This is a genomic window from Roseibium sp. M-1 (genome assembly GCF_054515675.1).
Genome location: NZ_CM137257.1, coordinates 3,719,232 through 3,735,615, shown reverse-complemented (window position 1 = coordinate 3,735,615; position 16,384 = coordinate 3,719,232). Strand labels below are relative to the sequence as shown.

At 62.1% G+C, this 16,384-nt stretch carries 14 protein-coding genes; 7 read left to right on the top strand and 7 right to left on the bottom strand.

Translation table 11 applies throughout. The features are described 5' to 3' along the window. Positions 1–191: 191 nt before the first annotated feature. From ACX3M4_RS16825 to ACX3M4_RS16815, 3 genes are read left to right on the top strand one after another with little or no spacing between them, the layout of a single operon-like run. On the top strand, positions 192–2,390 hold the full coding sequence (locus ACX3M4_RS16825; RefSeq protein WP_459354153.1) for a putative bifunctional diguanylate cyclase/phosphodiesterase: 2,199 nt from the start codon (positions 192–194) through the stop codon (positions 2,388–2,390). 46 nt (positions 2,391–2,436) lie between these two features. Further along, complete coding sequence (locus ACX3M4_RS16820; RefSeq protein ID WP_459354152.1) at positions 2,437–3,732, top strand: SDR family oxidoreductase; 1,296 nt, start codon at positions 2,437–2,439, stop codon at positions 3,730–3,732. Continuing rightward, positions 3,732–4,211 (top strand): DUF2269 family protein, encoded by a 480-nt coding sequence (locus ACX3M4_RS16815; RefSeq protein WP_459354151.1) that lies wholly within the window; start codon positions 3,732–3,734, stop codon positions 4,209–4,211. Before ACX3M4_RS16820 ends, ACX3M4_RS16815 begins: the two co-directional genes overlap by 1 nt. Positions 4,212–4,267: 56 nt before the next feature. Here the strand turns inward: ACX3M4_RS16815 and preA are convergent, their stop codons facing one another. Continuing rightward, a complete protein-coding gene (gene preA, locus ACX3M4_RS16810) occupies positions 4,268–5,581 on the bottom strand; it encodes an NAD-dependent dihydropyrimidine dehydrogenase subunit PreA (RefSeq protein WP_459354150.1) in 1,314 nt (437 codons plus the stop codon). A 46-nt stretch (positions 5,582–5,627) separates the two neighbouring features. Further along, positions 5,628–6,974, bottom strand: a complete 1,347-nt coding sequence (locus ACX3M4_RS16805; protein ID WP_459354149.1) for an NAD(P)-dependent oxidoreductase — start codon at positions 6,972–6,974, stop codon at positions 5,628–5,630. 125 nt (positions 6,975–7,099) lie between these two features. Between ACX3M4_RS16805 and ACX3M4_RS16800 the strand changes: the two genes are divergently transcribed. Continuing rightward, positions 7,100–7,342, top strand: a complete 243-nt coding sequence (locus ACX3M4_RS16800) for a hypothetical protein (protein WP_459359525.1) — start codon at positions 7,100–7,102, stop codon at positions 7,340–7,342. Here ACX3M4_RS16800 and ACX3M4_RS16795 read toward each other — a convergent pair. The 5 genes from ACX3M4_RS16795 to ACX3M4_RS16775 form a co-directional block, all read right to left on the bottom strand. Next, entirely contained in the window at positions 7,228–7,641 is a 414-nt protein-coding gene (locus ACX3M4_RS16795; protein ID WP_459354148.1) for an HIT family protein, read from the bottom strand. The two genes, ACX3M4_RS16800 and ACX3M4_RS16795, sit on opposite strands and share 115 nt — an antisense overlap. 273 nt (positions 7,642–7,914) lie before the next feature. Beyond that, positions 7,915–8,169 carry a hypothetical protein gene (locus ACX3M4_RS16790; protein ID WP_459354147.1) on the bottom strand — a complete coding sequence of 85 codons (255 nt, stop codon included), beginning with the start codon at positions 8,167–8,169 and terminating at the stop codon, positions 7,915–7,917. Between the two features lie 279 nt (positions 8,170–8,448). Next, positions 8,449–10,107, bottom strand: coding sequence for a CRTAC1 family protein (locus tag ACX3M4_RS16785; RefSeq protein WP_459354146.1), 1,659 nt, complete (start codon positions 10,105–10,107; stop codon positions 8,449–8,451). Further along, on the bottom strand, positions 10,104–11,537 hold the full coding sequence (locus ACX3M4_RS16780; protein WP_459354145.1) for a di-heme oxidoredictase family protein: 1,434 nt from the start codon (positions 11,535–11,537) through the stop codon (positions 10,104–10,106). Before ACX3M4_RS16780 ends, ACX3M4_RS16785 begins: the two co-directional genes overlap by 4 nt. Continuing rightward, positions 11,534–12,799, bottom strand: coding sequence for an ROK family protein (locus ACX3M4_RS16775; RefSeq protein ID WP_459354144.1), 1,266 nt, complete (start codon positions 12,797–12,799; stop codon positions 11,534–11,536). The genes ACX3M4_RS16780 and ACX3M4_RS16775 overlap by 4 nt, the downstream gene beginning before the upstream one ends. A 269-nt stretch (positions 12,800–13,068) precedes the next feature. Here ACX3M4_RS16775 and xylF point away from each other — a divergent pair, with 269 nt between their 5' ends. From xylF to ACX3M4_RS16760, 3 genes are all read left to right on the top strand, one after another. Continuing rightward, positions 13,069–14,100 (top strand): D-xylose ABC transporter substrate-binding protein, encoded by a 1,032-nt coding sequence (xylF, locus tag ACX3M4_RS16770; RefSeq protein ID WP_459354143.1) that lies wholly within the window; start codon positions 13,069–13,071, stop codon positions 14,098–14,100. A gap of 137 nt (positions 14,101–14,237) precedes the next feature. Continuing rightward, positions 14,238–15,527: a sugar ABC transporter permease gene (locus tag ACX3M4_RS16765; protein WP_459354142.1), complete on the top strand. Its 1,290-nt coding sequence runs from the start codon at positions 14,238–14,240 to the stop codon at positions 15,525–15,527. 23 nt (positions 15,528–15,550) lie between these two features. Further along, positions 15,551–16,318, top strand: coding sequence for an ATP-binding cassette domain-containing protein (locus tag ACX3M4_RS16760; protein ID WP_459359448.1), 768 nt, complete (start codon positions 15,551–15,553; stop codon positions 16,316–16,318). The last annotated feature ends 66 nt before the right edge of the window (positions 16,319–16,384 follow it).

Genomic DNA, 16,384 nt, shown 5'->3' with positions numbered 1-16,384 from the left:
GAAGGTTTTGGTAGATTGCCTTTTCACAACCAAGTAGAAAAATTAAGGGTTTCCGTCGAGAATGCAACACCGACCGACCTGCAGGAAACAGATCTTGAATGCGCGCTCTGTCTGAAAAAACAGACAAAAGTCAAACTGACAAGGAACACCGGAGTGAAGCGGCGGCCGGGCTGCGCAGCACTGGATCAACCGTGTTCGGTTTGCCGTCGGGTCTTGTGATACTCCTGATGTTCTGCGCCGTCATCGTTTCCTTCGGCGCGGTCCTGTTCAAGATTGTCGTGTCCGAGCAGGAAGCCGCGCAACGTGAACTGCGATCCGTTTCCCGTGTATTTGAAAATCACAAGGCGCTGCTTCTGGAGGAAATGGAGCGCTACGCCGCTTCAAACGCTGCCTACCAGAACATCGAGACCAACCGGTCGAACGACTGGATCCAGAGCCGCTTCGGCGTCGACATGGCCCTGGATTTCATGCGCGACTACACCGCACTTCTCGATCAGAGAGGCAACGTCGTGTTCGCCGCCGACCTCTACGGTAGAAAGACTGCGGACTTCTACCGGGACCAGATCGAGGCTGGCATATCGGGAACACTCCAGACGATACGTGCGCAATATGCCGCAAGCCTGGTCAAATCGGACGGCGGAGACATTCGTTTCGCCGGCAGACTGAAGGATGTCTCCGGCGTTGACGTTATCGAGATTGATGGCAGGCCTTATATCGTTGCCGCCTTTGCGATCGTGCCCGACCCCGGTGGCATCTGGATGGTGGAAGCTCCGCCGAACATCCTTGTGACAGCCTTTGAAATTGACGCAAATCATCTCAGCAATCTGCTGGCGAAACTGTCGCTCGACAACCTGACTTTCGCGAAGGACGTTCCGCAGGACATGATCGGCGTCCCGCTGAGCAACGCCGCGGACAAGACCATCGGGTATCTGGCCTGGTACCCCGTGAGCCGGGCTTCGTCGATCATCCTGTCGTCCATACCGGTGCTGATTATTGCTCTCGGCATCATCCTGACGATCGCCCTGATAACGCTGCGCCAGAATGCAAATGCGAAACGCCGGCTTGCGGAAAGGGAACAGGAAGCCCGGTATGCGGCCAATCACGACAACCTGACGGGTTTCCTCTCGCGCGGTTATTTCCACGCAACGGCGTCGAAACGGCTCAACCTCTGCAAGGCGAGGTCGAAAGGTGCCTGGGTCATCTATCTTGATGTCGACAACCTGAAACAGGTGAATGACATTCACAGCCATACGGCGGGTGACAGCCTGATCGTGACCGAGGCCGACCGCATCCGCCAGATCCTCGATCCGTTCGACCTCGTTGGCCGGGTCGGCGGCGATGAATTCCTGATCCTGACGGAACGATGGGAAACCCGCGAGCAGGTAATGGCGGAGATGCCACGCCTGTTCGAGGCACTTCGCCAGCCGGTCGATTTTGACGGCAAGCGCATCGCAACGTCGGTGAGTGCCGGCATCGCCCGGTATCCGGATCATGGCGACACCCTGCACGCGCTTATCCGGTCCTCCGATATTGCGCTTCAGCGGTGCAAGGCCGAGGACAAGAGCACCTTCAGATTCTACGACCGTCACATGGACGACAGGCTGCGCGAGCGACGCGAGATCCGGATCGAACTGGATGGGGCCCTGCGTGATCACCAGCTGGAACTGTTCTACCAGCCGATCGTCAAGGCGGACAGCGGCGAAACCGCTTTCTACGAAGCCCTGCTCCGCTGGCGTCACCCCGAACGCGGCCTGGTGTCACCCGCCATGTTCCTGCCGATAGCCCAGGATGCGGAGCTGATGCCGGAAATCGGGGCCTGGGTGCTGGAGCAGGCGCTGTGCGAAGCCGCATCCTGGACAGGCGTCGGCGTCTCCGTCAATGTGTGCACCAGCCAGATCCGAAAGGCCGGCTTTGCCGACCTGGTTGGGTCACTTTTGGCAAGATACCGCTTTCCGCCGGAGCGCCTGATCCTGGAAATCACCGAAGATCTGATGCTCGAGGAAAGTCCGGACACCCGCGAAACGTTCCTGAGACTGCGCGATCTGAATGTCGGTCTCGCGATCGACGACTTCGGCACGGGCTATTCCAGTCTCAGCTATCTGCACAAGTTCCGCTTCGACAAGATGAAGATCGACCGCAGCTTCGTCTCCCGCATTGGCCAGGATGGGGAGGCGGACCAGCTCGTCAGGTCCATGCTCAGCCTTGCAAAGGTCATGGGAATGCAGAGTGTCGGCGAGGGCGTCGAAACCGAAGCGCAACGCACCTTCCTGACCGAAGCCGGATGCGAATTCCTGCAAGGTTACCTTTTTGGCAAGCCGCAGCCCTTCTCCGGACAACGGGACTACTTGCAAGACAGTGCCGGAAACAGGGCCCGTGCCTCGGCCCGATAGGCTAGTTTCTTCCCGGAATTCCTGGTTCCTTGCACAAGGCGGGTTCATGAAAAAGGCGATCGTCCTCGGTGCGTACGGGTTCATTGGCGCGGCCTGCGTACGGGCGTTGCTGGCACGTGGATTTCATGTCACCTGTGCCGGCCGCTCCCGGGCTGCTGCCCGGCGGGCCTTCCCGGATCTCGACTGGGTCTACTGCGATTTCGGCAAGACCGGCCTGGTAGAATGGAAATCGATGCTGGCGGGAGCCGACATCGTCGTCAACGCGTCCGGCGCCCTTCAGGACGGCGCGCGCGACAGTCTTGCCGCCATCCATGAAACCGCTGTCCTCCGCATTGTCGAAGCCCTTGCGGAGACGGACACGCGGCTCATCCAGATTTCGGCCGCGGGCGTTTCCCCGAACGCTTCGACCGCCTTCTTCCGCACCAAGGCCAACGGTGATGCCATCATCATGGCGTCCGCTCTCGACTGGATCGTCCTGCGGCCGGTGCTGGTTCTGGGGCCGGAAGCCTATGGCGGTACGGCGCTGCTGCGCGCCGCAGCAGCCCTGCCGATTGCCGGTGCACGGATCTTTGCCGGCGCCAGGGTCCAGACCGTTCACGTCGATGATGTCGCCGAAGCGGTTGCCGAGTGCGCGGACGGCCTGCGTGGCAGCCGCTTTGTGGCCGACCTGACGGAAGACGGCGTGCAGACTTTTCCGGAACTGACGGCGAAGGTCCGGTCCTGGCTTGGCTATGCGCCCTGGCGCATTTGCGTGAGCGTGCCGCGCGCGCCGGTGATGCTGCTCGGCCGTCTCGCCGATGCGCTCGGCTGGCTCGGCTGGCGCTCACCCTTGCGCACAAACGCGCTCCGGCCGCTGCAATCCGGCATCACCGGGAAACCAGATGAGTGGCTGAAGCGCGGTGGGGCGCCGATGTCTCCCTTGAACGAGACCCTGCAACGGTTGCCTGCCAGTACGCAGGAGCGGTTCTTTGCGCGCCTTTATCTTGCCCTTCCGGCATCGATCGGTTGTCTGTCGCTTTTCTGGCTGCTCTCCGGCGGGATCGGGTTTTTCTCCCATGCCGAGGCTATGGCCATTTTGACCGGACGCGGCATCCCGGCCGGATTTGCGGAATTTGCCGTGACGGGAGGAGGGATTGCCGACATCGCGCTGGGGCTGGCAGTGCTCGTCCGCCGCTGGTGCAGGCCTGCCTGCCTCGGAATGATAGCGCTTTCCGCAGCTTACCTCCTTGGCGCCACCGTAATGACGCCGGATCTCTGGGCCGATCCGCTCGGTCCGATGGTCAAGGTCCTGCCCGCCATGATGCTGGCGCTTCTCGTTGCCCTGGTTCTGGAGGACCGCTGATGTGGCTTGACCTCCTGCGTTTCGCCCATGTCATCGGCGCCTGCGTGCTGCTCGGCACGGGGGCGGGTATCGCCTTCTTCATGGTGATCTCGAACCGCTCGCGCAGTCCGGTGCTGATTGCCCATGTCGCCGGCATAGTCGTGCTGGCGGATACGGTCTTCACGGCAACAGCTGCTGTCTTCCAGCCGGTCACGGGCTATCTTCTGGCACGCGAAATCGGCTGGCCGCTCCTGGAAGGCTGGGTGTTCCTGTCGCTCTGCCTCTATGTCCTTGTCGGGATCTTCTGGCTGCCGGTGGTCTGGATCCAGATCCGCCTGCGCAAACTGGCGCTCGCGGCGGCAGAAGCCGGGTCGGCGCTGCCCAAGGCCTATCACCGCCTCTACCGCATCTGGTTCGCCTGCGGCTTTCCGGCGTTCTTCGCGGTGCTCGCAATCGTCTGGCTGATGCTTGTCAGGCCCGATCTTTCGATCGGGCTATAAAAAACGCGGGCAGGGGAGGAGCCTGCCCGCGTGGTAGGTGACCGCCGGGTCGCTGCTTACTCGGCGGCTTCCTTGACGGCCATCGGGTTGTTCGGATGGGTCGTCCAGTTGGCGTAGTCCTTCTCGACCGGCTTCCTGGTGCGCGGGTCGATGCTGCCGGCGGCCATCGGCTCCAGCGTGATGCAGTCTTCCACCGGGCAGACATTGACGCACAGATTGCAGCCGACGCATTCCTCGTCGATCACCTCGAACATGCGCGCGCCATTGACCATGTTGGTGATCGCCTGGTGGGATGTGTCCTCGCAGGCAATGTGGCAGCGGCCGCACTGGATGCAGAGATCCTGGTTGATCTTGGCCTTGGCGATGTAGTTGAGGTTCAGATACTGCCAGTCGGAAACATTCGGTACGGCCATGCCGGTGAACTGGTCAACGGAGGTGTAGCCCTTCTCGTCCATCCAGTCGCTGAGGCCGGCAGTCATGTCCTCGACCACCTTGAAGCCGTAGGTCATTGCCGCGGTGCAGACCTGAACCGTGCCGGCGCCGAGGGCCATGAACTCGGCCGCATCGCGCCAGGTGGTGATACCGCCGATGCCGGAGATCGGCAGGCCGTGTGTTGCCGGGTCGCGGGCGATTTCCGCCACCATGTTCAGCGCGATCGGCTTCACCGCCGGGCCGCAATAGCCGCCATGGGCACCCTTGCCGTCAACCGATGGCGACGGCGACATGATGTCGAGATCGACGCCCACGATGGAGTTGATGGTGTTGATCAGAGAGACGGCATCCGCACCACCCGCCTTGGCGGCCTGGGCGGGCTTGCGCACGTCGGTGATGTTCGGCGTCAGCTTGACGATGCAGGGCATGCGCGAATGCTGCTTCACCCAGCGGGTGACCATCTCGATATATTCCGGCACCTGGCCGACGGCCGAGCCCATGCCGCGTTCGCTCATGCCGTGCGGGCAGCCGAAGTTCAGCTCGACGCCGTCCGCTTCGGTCTCCTCGACACGGCGGAGGATATCGATCCAGTTCTGCTCCTCGCAGGGCACCATCAGCGAGACGACGAGCGCGCGGTCCGGCCAGTCGCGTTTCACCTGCTTGATTTCGCGCAGGTTCACTTCCAGCGGCCGGTCGGTGATCAGTTCGATATTGTTGAGGCCGATCAGCTGGCGGTCCTTGCCATGGATCGCGCCGTAGCGCGGGCCGTTGACATTGACGACCGCCGGATCTTCCCCGAGCGTCTTCCAGACGACACCGCCCCAGCCGGCCTTGAAGGCCCGGACGACGTTGTATTCCTTGTCGGTTGGCGGCGCGGAGGCCAGCCAGAACGGGTTCGGCGATTTGATGCCGATGAAATTGGTACGCAAGTCAGCCATGTCGGCTCTCCCTTGAAATCCGAAACACCGGGCGCTGTCTGAAAAATCAGGCGCTCAGGGCGGTGTTGATGCTCTCGGCGGCGATCTTGCCGTCCTCGACGGCGGCAACGGTCAGGTCCTCGCCTCCAAGGACGCAGTCTCCGCCCGCCCAGACATCGGCGAGGCTCGTTCTGCGGTCCGCGCCGACCACGATCCGGCCCTTTTCCAGGGTGAGCGAACCGCCAAGGTCGGCTGCGACCAGGGTCTGGCCGACGGCCTTGAAGACCATGTCCGCGGGCAGGGTCACGATCTCGCCGGTGCCTGCAAGTGAACCATTCTGCTCTTCGGTCCGCTCCAGTTCAATCGCGGTGATCGCGCCGTTCTCGGCAACGAGTGCCTTGGGCTGGGCCCAGGTCAGGATCTTGACGCCGTTGGTCTGTGCCAGCTGCTGCTCGTAGTCGGACGCATTCATGCGTTCCTGGCCACGGCGGTAGGCGATGGTGACGTCGTCGGCGCCCAGAAGCCTGGTCTGAACGGCGATATCGACCGCCGTCATGCCGCCGCCGATGACGACGATGTTGCGGCCGACCGGCAGCTTGGAGAGGTCCTTTGCCTGGCGCAACTCGGCAATGTAGTCGACCGCGTCGATGGAGCCGTCCTTGTCCTCGCCCTCAAGGCCGAGCGCGTTGACGCCGCCAAGGCCGATGCCGAGGAACACCGCGTCATACTCGGCCCGGAGCGACGCCAGGTCGAGGTTTTCGCCGAGGCGTTGTCCGGTCTTCAGCGTGATGCCGCCGATGGAGAGGATGAATTCCACCTCGCGGGCTGCAAAATTGTCGACCGACTTGTAGGAGGCGATGCCGAATTCGTTGAGGCCGCCGGCCTTGGCGCGGGCGTCGAAGAGGGTAACCTCATGGCCGTGCACGGCGAGACGGTGCGCGCAGGAAAGGCCAGCGGGCCCGGCGCCGACGACGGCGACCTTCTTGCCGGTGGCTGGAGCGCGCGTAAACGGCGTCGCTTCATTGCTTTCCATGAAATGGTCGGTGGCGTAGCGCTGCAACTGGCCGATCTTCACCGGCTTGCCTTCGGCGACCTCGCGTACGCAGACCTGTTCGCACAGGGTCTCGGTCGGACAGACCCGGGCGCACATGCCGCCGAGAATGTTCTGGGCAAAGATCGTCTTGGCGGCCCCGGTCGGGTTGCCGGTCGAGATCTGGCGGATAAACTGCGGAATGTCGATGCTGGTCGGGCAGGCCTGCATGCAGGGCGCGTCATAGCAGAAGTAGCAGCGGTCCGCTTCGACATGGGCTTCATGCGCATCCAGCAGCGGGTGCAGGTCGCTGAAATTCTCTGCGTATACGTCCTCAGGCAAGCGCCCGGCGGCAATATCCGGGCCGGCTTTGGTCTGGGTCATGGAGATCTCCGGAAGGTTGGCGATCGTTATAAAACTCGGCCTCCTTCGTTTTATGAGGAGGCTCACATCTGCATTGGAAGAAAATTTGAACAGTTAGTCAAATTTTTTTTGGAACAATTAAAAACTTGAGGCAAAAAATCAGCAATAAAATTGCTGAAAAACAGATGCTTAGCCTGAAAAAGATGCCTGATGAAATTTACGGCATGGCATGCGGATCAGCGGTTCCGGGGCATGGAAAGCCGTTGCAGGCGTATCAGTCCAGCAAACCCTTCAGACTCGCTGCATATCGGGCAAGCAATTCCTGGGAAGGGTTTTTTGCCGGCCAGACAAGCCCGACCCCGTCGTTTGCAAGACGCGGCAAGACATGAAGGTGAAGATGCGGGACGGTTTGAAAACCTGCCGGTCTGTTCGCCTGCAGAACGGTTACGCCGTCACATTGAAAAGCCTTTTCAACGGCCTTCGCCAGCCTGTTTGCGATGCGAAACATATGCGCGGCCAGGTCTTCGTCGGCATCCATGAGCGTCTCGACATGGATCTTCGACAAAACCAGCGTATGACCGGGGTTGACGTGTCCTATGTCCATGATGACCAGAACAAGATCGTCCTCATGAACGACGTGCGCTGGTATCTGGCCGCTGACAATCCTGCAAAAAACACAGTCCGCCAATTCCGATCCTCCAAACCAGCACTGGGTGACTGGCAACTATATGTTTCCAGTGTGGGTTTCGCACTTGAAATACGCGAGGGCGATTGCTTCGCCAGTGAAGTGACTTTCAAAATCACCACACCAACATCAATTGTCTTGAACCGAAGCGGTTCGACCAATTGCATCGAAGATGCCGGCCACTGCCCATCAAATGGCACGATGGGAAAAAGGACAGACCTTCACCGGATACACTGGGACAGGTCTATCGCCCGCTAGAACCGTCGCGGCAGAGGGTCAGTGGGACCGGTGCGAAAAGTGCAGCGGAGACGTGCCGGACTGGGGAAGAAGTCTTGTTGCAAGCGCCTGGTTAAGCACCAGGAACGAGACCGTCAGGAGTGTGACCGGCCAGAAAACCGACGTCACCAGAACGCCTGCGAGCCTGCCTGGCGTGCTCAGACCGCTTTCAAGCAGCTCCGAGGACGACATGATCAGGAATACGAGCGTTACAGCGCCGTAGAGTAAGGCTCCGAAAAAGAACAGCGAAAACATACCGGTTGCCCACCTTGGTTTACTCGTTGCCGCCTCCCATTGCCCTGGAAGCCAGCAAACCATGCGATAATCACATGGTAAATTTTTGGTGTAAATGTGTCTTTTGCCGCCTTGAGGTGGCGAAAGCGCCGGCGAAGGGCTCGCATCTCCCGTACTGGGGATAACTCGGATGCCGTACGGCACAGGCTAGCGCCCGCAAGATACGCGAAAACAAGGTTTTTCGGGTCGTGTGCCCCCGTTCCTGGTTTCCCAGCGGGCGTTTTCCACTGATGACAAAAATTATTCCGGATACCAGAGCTTTGCCTTCTCCGCCCCGCGTTCGATGATCACATGGCCGTTGGCAAAGACGCGATAGGCATGGCTCCAGTCCCCGTCGGGCCATTTGATGCGCACGCTCGCCCGCTCGGCGACACCGAGGCCGAAGTGAATGAACCCCATCTGGCCGGAGGCGTGACCCGCGCCCACCTGTACGTCCTTCACAATCGTCCGGTTGCCGGTCTTGACGCTGATCTTGGCGCCGACGGCGCGCCTGTTGGCCTGGCCCGGCTGGCGGATATCGACGGCGAGCCAGTTGCCGATCTGTTTGGGCGCGTCGGCAGTGCCCTTGCCGACATTGCGGAACAGGCTGACGGGGCCCGCGCGATTGACCACGACGAGATCCACCAGTCCGTCCGCGTTGAGATCGGCGAGACCTGCGCCGCGTCCGCGCCGGTTCAGCGCAATCCCGGCCGTATCTCCGGTCTCGGTGAACTTGCCGTCCCATTGGCCCAGCAGAAGATTGTCCGGATCGTAGGCGGCAAAGTCCGGCATCGCCTCGACATTGCCCTTGGCGATGAAGAGGTCCCAGAGACCGTCATTGTTGACGTCCTGGAATTCCGAGTGCCAGCCGGTGGACGGCTTCAGGTCCGCACCGGCATAGGGACGGTGGGCGGTCACGCCGAGATCGAAGGCGACGTCCTGGTAGACCGGCACCGTCTCGTCGCTTTCAACATCCAGCTTCTGCAGCTTGGTGTCGCCCATGCTGGTCAGCGCATATTCGGGAAAGCCGTCGACATCGAGATCGACCGAGGCAATGCCCATGCCCCAGATCGTCAGGTGCTGCCAGCCGTCGGATTTGCGGTAGGGCCGGGGCGGGCGTCCAGGCGCAACCGCCCAGAGCTGTTCTTCGCCGCCGCGGTAATATTGCCGGTCGTTGGAGATCCGCAGTGCCGGTTCGCCCGACCGGTTCCAATCGGTGAAGAGCATCGACAGGCTGCAATAGCCGGGCGTGAGGCGCGATGCCTCCGGATAGCGCACACTTCCGTCGGCTGCCTCTTGCGGACGGAAGAGGAAATTGTCGTGGCAGGTGCCCCAGGGCGAGCCTGGCGCGGACCTGTCGACGTAGTTTCCGAAGGCAAGTGTGGGATAGCGCTGGTCCTGTTCGAAGGTCGCGGAGAAGGCGGTCGACCACTCCCGGCCGCCGTCGAAGGCAAGCGCCCGGTTGGCAACGTCGAAGCGGCAGCCGCCCTTGCCTTCCAGGATGATGTTCTCGCCAAGACGAAGAACAACCAGATCCAGAATGTCGTCGTTGTTGACGTCAAGCGGATAGGCGCCGAGCACATTGGTTGCCAGTTTTTCGTCGAGGCCGGTCTGAAGGGCTGAGAATTTCAGCGGGCCGGCCGTGGGGCTTTCGTTTCGGTAAAGCTGTGCCGGGTTCTTGCCACCGGCAACAAACAGGTCAGGCCGCCGGTCGCCGTCGCAATCGAAGATCGCCGTGCCGCCGCCGACGAAAAACTCCCAGGCGCCATCATAGCTGTGGTCGATGCCCGCGGCCGAGGCTTCTTCCACGAAATGAGGCACCGGGGCGATGGAAGCCTGTCTCGCGTCGTCCGCAAGCACCGGTGCTGCGAGCGCGGTTGTCACAAACAGGGTGAATAGGGAGATGCCGAAGGTCTTCATTCCGCGATCTCCAGGCTACGCAGGAAAGCTATGATGGTCTGCCGTTCGGTTTCGGGCAGGTCCGAATAGGCTTTCCGGCTTTCGGTCGCCTCGCCGCCATGGGCAAGGATCGCTTCCTCAAGCGTCGTCAAATCGCCGCGGTGACCATAGGGAGCGGTGCTGCCGATGCCCCAGAGCTCCGCGGTGATGAAGACGTCCCGGGCAACGAAGCGCTGCGCGAGCAGTTCGTTGCCGAAGGTTTCGTTGGCCGCATCCGCGATGGTGTGCCGCTTCAGATCGCCGAACAGCGGCACGAGAACCCGTCCCTGGCCGTCCCGCGGCAGCGCCTTGACCCAGTCCAGCGTGCCGAGATCGAGCGAAAGCGGCGTTGCGACATCGCTTTGACGCAGAGTGCCTGCGGTATCGAGGGGCCCCGGATCCTGAAAGACGAGGCTTTCGAGCGGCAGAGCGGGAATGTGGCATTCGGCGCATCCGATCCTGCCGAAAAGGTCCTCGCCCGTCGCGGCGGCCTGACGCCAGACATCCGGCAGGTCCTGTTTCCGCGCCGGCGCCGGCAAGGTTACCTGAAAGGCAACCAGCGCGGAGATCTGTCCCGGCGAAATTTCGGAAATATGGCCGTCCTCGTCAAAATCGACCTCGCCAGTCCAGTCCGGACCGAAGCGCTCGTCTGCCTGGATGCCGAGATGATCGTTGGTGGCATTGACGGAAAACTGGCGCAGCGACGCAAAAACGCCCTTCTGGCTGAAGGGCCGCAGGGTCAGGTCGTCGTCGATCCCTTCAAGACCGGACACATCCAGAGTTCCGTCCGGATAGGCCGTCAGGGTGCCGAACGTGACGCCTTTCGACTGCAGGCCGGTCTTCTCCGCCTTGCCGCTGGCGCGGGCTTGCGCCAGCACGTCCTTGCGCTGTTGCCGCAGGTCGCTTGTCATCTCCCGGGCGAGCAGCTCGATGAGCCCGGCCCCCTGCAGGGCGACCGAGTTGCGCTCGTTGGAGAACTGCGGATCGGTGGAATCGAAATCCGCGCTCTCGAAGCCTTCCGAGATGAAGGCATTGGCGGTAAAGGCTGCCGAGCCGCCGATGACCGGCTCGTTGTGGCAGGACGAACAGGAATTGGCATCCATGCCCGCAAGCCGCTGAAAGGCCTGTGCGGGCCTGCGGGGCGCCTTTGTCGGCACGATCGCCTGTGTTGCCGCGGGCCGCCCGGCCCCGTCCAGGGTGGTGAATTTCGCCTTGAAAAGGTCCTTGCCGATCGGTTGCAGCACCGGGATCGGGTCCTGACCCGAGGTTGCCAGGGCATTGATGTCCACGTCCTGCCGGATCGCGTTTTCGCTCCAGGGCGGCAGATCCGGACCGGCCAGTGCCGCAGGCACGGTGGCAACGGACAGGGTGAGGGCAAGCATCGAAACGGAGAGACGGGGACTACGGGTCATGCGGGCACCTCCGTGCTGTCGGGCCGCGCCGTGCGGCGCGCCGGAGCAGATGCTGTTCCGAGGAAATCCTTGTCGAGCCGTTCCATCGACTGGGCGATCAGGCCAGAGCGGATGAAGTCCTCGTTCCAGGGCATCACGTCGAGGGAGAAGTTGTTCCTCAGATCGGCGACAAGCGCCTCTTCCAGGCCTTCCCACATGCCCTTTTCCATGAAGGAGAAGGCCCGCATGGCAGCACCCGTCAGCACCACGCGCTTCGGGTCGATCATGGCCAGAACCCGGGCAAGGCCGTAGCCGAGGACGCGGCCGGCTTCGTGGAAGGCCTTGCAGGCGTCCTTGTCGCCGGACCCGGCCAATTCTATCAGGCGGGCAAGACCGGCAACACCGGCCTTGACCGTGCCCGGATCCGTGTCCTCAGGCAAGTGCGAGGCCGCCCGGACCAGGGCATAGTCGGAGAGATAGGCTTCCAGGCAACCGTGCTTGCCGCACCGGCAAAGGGCGCCGCCCGGCACATGGTTGGCATGGCCGAATTCGGCCGCCGTGCCGCTGGCGCCCGAAAAGAGCCGGTTGTTGAGATAGAGCCCCATGCCGACACCGTAATCGAGCATGATCACCGCGAAGGTGCCGCTGTAGCGGTTCGGGTCCGACCAGTGCAGCGCTTCGGTGATCATGTTGGTATCGTTGGAGATGTAGCACTCGGCGCCGAAGGCCTTGTGCAGCGGCTCCACAATCGGGATCTTGCGGCCGGCAAAGGCCGGGCTCCAGGCAACGACACCCGTCTGCGTTTCAACGACACCCTGGGCGGCGACACCGATTTCCCGCACCCGGGACGGACCGATCCCGGCTTCCAGCAGAAACTGCCGGATCGCCTCGATCAGGGCCTTGGGAAAACTGTCGGCATCTGCCTTGGCGCTTTCGAAATGATTGCGTTTGTCACACACCACTTCGCCGGCGAAATTGACCAGCGCAAGGTCGATATTGTTGACTGAAAGGCGCACACCGATCGTGTAGACGGCCTCCGGATTGAGCTTCAGGAGCGTGCGTGGCCGGCCGCGCGCCTGCGGGCCTTTCGGCTCTTCGCTCTCCAGGCTCAGGATCAACCCCTGGTCGAGAAGATCGGATGTGATGGCAGTCACGGTTGCCGGGCTGAGCCGCGTGATCTGGCCGAGATCGATCCGTGCCATCGGACCGCCGCGGCGCAGGGCTTGTAGAACAATACTTCGGTTTTGCCGCCGGATCTGATCCCGGTCCGCCTTGCGTGTCATGCTCGCTCAGCTCTTCCCTCGGTGTTTCCTCTGTCCCGGGTTTCTCCCGGTTTTTCCGCTTCCGGACAGTTCTTTTATGACCTGCGGATCGGTGTTTTGCAAAACCATGTTGACAGGAGCCGCGCTTTCCTGCAACTTTTTTTCGGGCACCAAAAAAAATAACAATAAGGTTGTCCTATCTGAATGCGCTCCAACAAGGCGCTTCGCAACAGACGCATTTCAGGTGCAACCGTTCGACGTCGGTTGCGCCAACTGGAGGAAACATCGCAATGCGTAAAATCACCACTTTGCTGGCGGGCGTTCTGCTGTCCGCAACCGCGATCAATCTCGCCAACGCCGAAGACATCGTTGTCGGCGTGAGCTGGTCCAACTTCCAGGAAGAACGCTGGAAGACCGACGAAGCCGCCATCAAGGGCGCTCTCGAAGCGGCCGGTGCGAAATACATTTCCGCGGATGCCCAGAGCTCTTCCGCAAAGCAGCTTTCCGACGTTGAAGCCCTGATCGCGCAGGGCGCGACCGCGCTGATCATCCTGGCTCAGGATTCCCAGGCGATCGGTCCGGCTGTCCAGGCTGCTGCCGACGAAGGCATTCCGGTCGTCGGCTACGACCGTCTGATCGACGATCCGCGCGCCTTCTATCTGACCTTCGACAACGTCGAAGTCGGCCGCATGCAGGCCCGCGCCGTCTTTGAAGCTGCCCCGAAGGGCAACTACGTCATGATCAAGGGCTCCCCGACCGACCCGAACGCGGACTTCCTCCGCGGCGGCCAGCAGGAAATCATCCAGGCTGCGGTTGACGCAGGCGACATCACGATCGTGGGCGAAGCCTATACCGACGGCTGGTTGCCGGCGAACGCGCAGCGCAACATGGAACAGATCCTGACTGCCAACGACAACAAGGTCGACGCGGTTGTAGCGTCCAACGACGGCACTGCCGGCGGTGTTGTCGCGGCTCTCGCAGCCCAGGGCATGGACGGTATTCCGGTTTCCGGCCAGGACGGCGACCATGCCGCTCTGAACCGCGTTGCCAAGGGCACCCAGACCGTGTCCGTGTGGAAGGACGCCCGCGATCTCGGCAAGGCTGCCGGTGAAATCGCCGTCGCTCTTGCCGGTGGCACCGACATGGGCGCCGTTGATGGCGCAGCCGCCTGGACCTCGCCGTCCGGCACAGAGCTGACCGCCAAGTTCCTGGCACCGCTCCCGGTCACCAAGGACAACCTGTCTGCCGTCGTCGACGCGGGCTGGATCTCCAAGGAAGACCTGTGCCAGGGCGTGGAAAACGGCCCGACTCCCTGTAACTAATAACAATACGCTTGAAGCGAGGCCCCGGTTACTCTTGACCGGGGCCTAATCACAGGGACAGCAGCTGAAAAAGCCGCTCCCCCGGGATGGGCCACCCGATGCGTAAGCACAATGGTCTCCAAGCAGGAGTAACCTCGATGTCCGACACCGCTCTGTCAGGGCCCAAAAGCCCGACAGCACGAAACATGTTTGCCGCATTGCAGCTGGATACAAGGCTTCTGGGCATGATCGGGGCGTTCATCGTCCTGTGCCTGGTGTTCAATGTGGTCACGGACGGCCGGTTCCTTACACCGCGCAACATCTTCAACCTGACGATCCAGACTGTCTCGGTCGCCATCATGGCAACCGGCATGGTGTTCGTGATCGTCACCCGCCATATCGACCTGTCGGTCGGTTCGGTCCTGGCGACGGTCGCCGCCATCATGGCCGTCGTCCAGACGGATGTCCTGCCGCCCCTCCTGGGGCTCGGCAATCCGGTGATCTGGATCCTCGCCATTCTGGCCGGCGTCGTCGTCGGCGTCGCGATCGGGGCGTTCCAGGGCTGGATGGTCGGTTATCTCGGCATTCCCGCCTTTATCGTTACCCTCGGCGGTTTGCTGGTCTGGCGCAACGTTGCCTGGTTCATCACCTCTGGCCAGACGATCGGGCCGCTCGACGAGACCTTCACCATGATCGGCGGTATCGGCGGCACGATGGGTGAGACCGGCTCCTGGGTCTTCGGCATTCTTGCCGTCGCGGCCGGTCTGTGGCTCCAGTTCGCCTCCCGCCGGCGCAAGTCCGCGCACGGCTTCCCGGTCAAACCGGTCTGGGCGGAAATCACCATGGGCGTGATCACGTCGGCTGCCATTCTCGGCTTCGTCTGGGTGTTGAATGCCTACGACATTCCGGAAGCCCGCCTGGAACGCATCTTCGAGGCGCGCGGCGAGACCATGCCGGAAGGCCTGGCCATGGGCTATGGCATTCCCTATTCGGTGCTGCTGCTGATCGTCGTCGCCGTCGTCATGACGGTCGTCGCCCGGCAGACCCGCCTTGGCCGCTATATCTTCGCAACCGGCGGCAACCCTGATGCTGCTGAACTGTCCGGCATCAATACCCGCTTCCTGACCGTCAAGGTGTTCGCCATCATGGGTGGCCTTGCCGCCCTTGCAGCAGCGGTTGCCGCCGCCCGTCTCGGTTTTTCGACCAACGACATCGGCACGCTCGACGAACTTCGGGTCATTGCTGCGGCAGTGATCGGCGGCACGGCGCTCGCCGGTGGCGTCGGCACAATCTACGGCGCCATTCTCGGAGCTCTGATCATGCAGTCGCTGCAGTCCGGCATGGCCATGGTCGGCGTCGACGCTCCGCTGCAGAACATCGTGGTCGGCACCGTGCTTGTGCTCGCCGTTCTGGTCGACATCATCTATCGCAAGCGCACGGGAGACTGAAGATGGACGCGCCTCTCGTAGAAATGAAAGACATGTGCATCTCCTTCGGCGGGGTGCAGGCCGTGGATCATGTCTCCGTCGATCTTTTCCCGGGTGAAGTGGTGGGCCTGCTCGGCCACAACGGCGCCGGCAAGTCGACCCTGATCAAGATCCTCTCCGGTGCCTACAAGGCCGACAGCGGCGAGATCCGCATCAACGGCAAGGAAGTGCATATCCACTCGCCGCGCGACGCGCGGGCGCAGAATATCGAGACCATCTACCAGACGCTCGCTCTGGCGGACAATCTCGATGCCGCGTCCAACCTGTTCCTCGGCCGGGAACTGACCTCGCCGCTCGGCTTTGTCGACGACGATGCCATGGAAGCGGAAACGCGCAAGATCATGGGCCGGCTCAATCCGAACTTCAAAAAGTTCCATGCGCCGGTGAAGGCCCTGTCGGGCGGCCAGCGTCAGTCGGTGGCCATTGCCCGTGCGGTCTATTTCAACGCCAAGATCCTGATCATGGACGAGCCGACCGCGGCCCTCGGGGTGCACGAGACCCAGATGGTGGCGGAACTGATCCAGGAGCTGAAGAAGCAGGGCCTCGGCATCTTCCTGATCAGCCACGACATCCATGATGTCTTCCAGCTGTGCGACCGCATCGCCGTCATGAAAAACGGCCAGCTCGTCGGTACGGCCCGTACGACGGATGTGACCGATGACGACGTCCTCGGCATGATCATCCTCGGTAAATGCCCGGCGGGAGCGATCCCGGGTCCCGGTGCCCTTGTGGACGACACCGTGGTCGGTTAAACCAGCGCGGCCCGCGGGTTTTTGCCCGCGGGTCTTCGCTCGGCTTTCCGGGGCTTAACCCTCCGG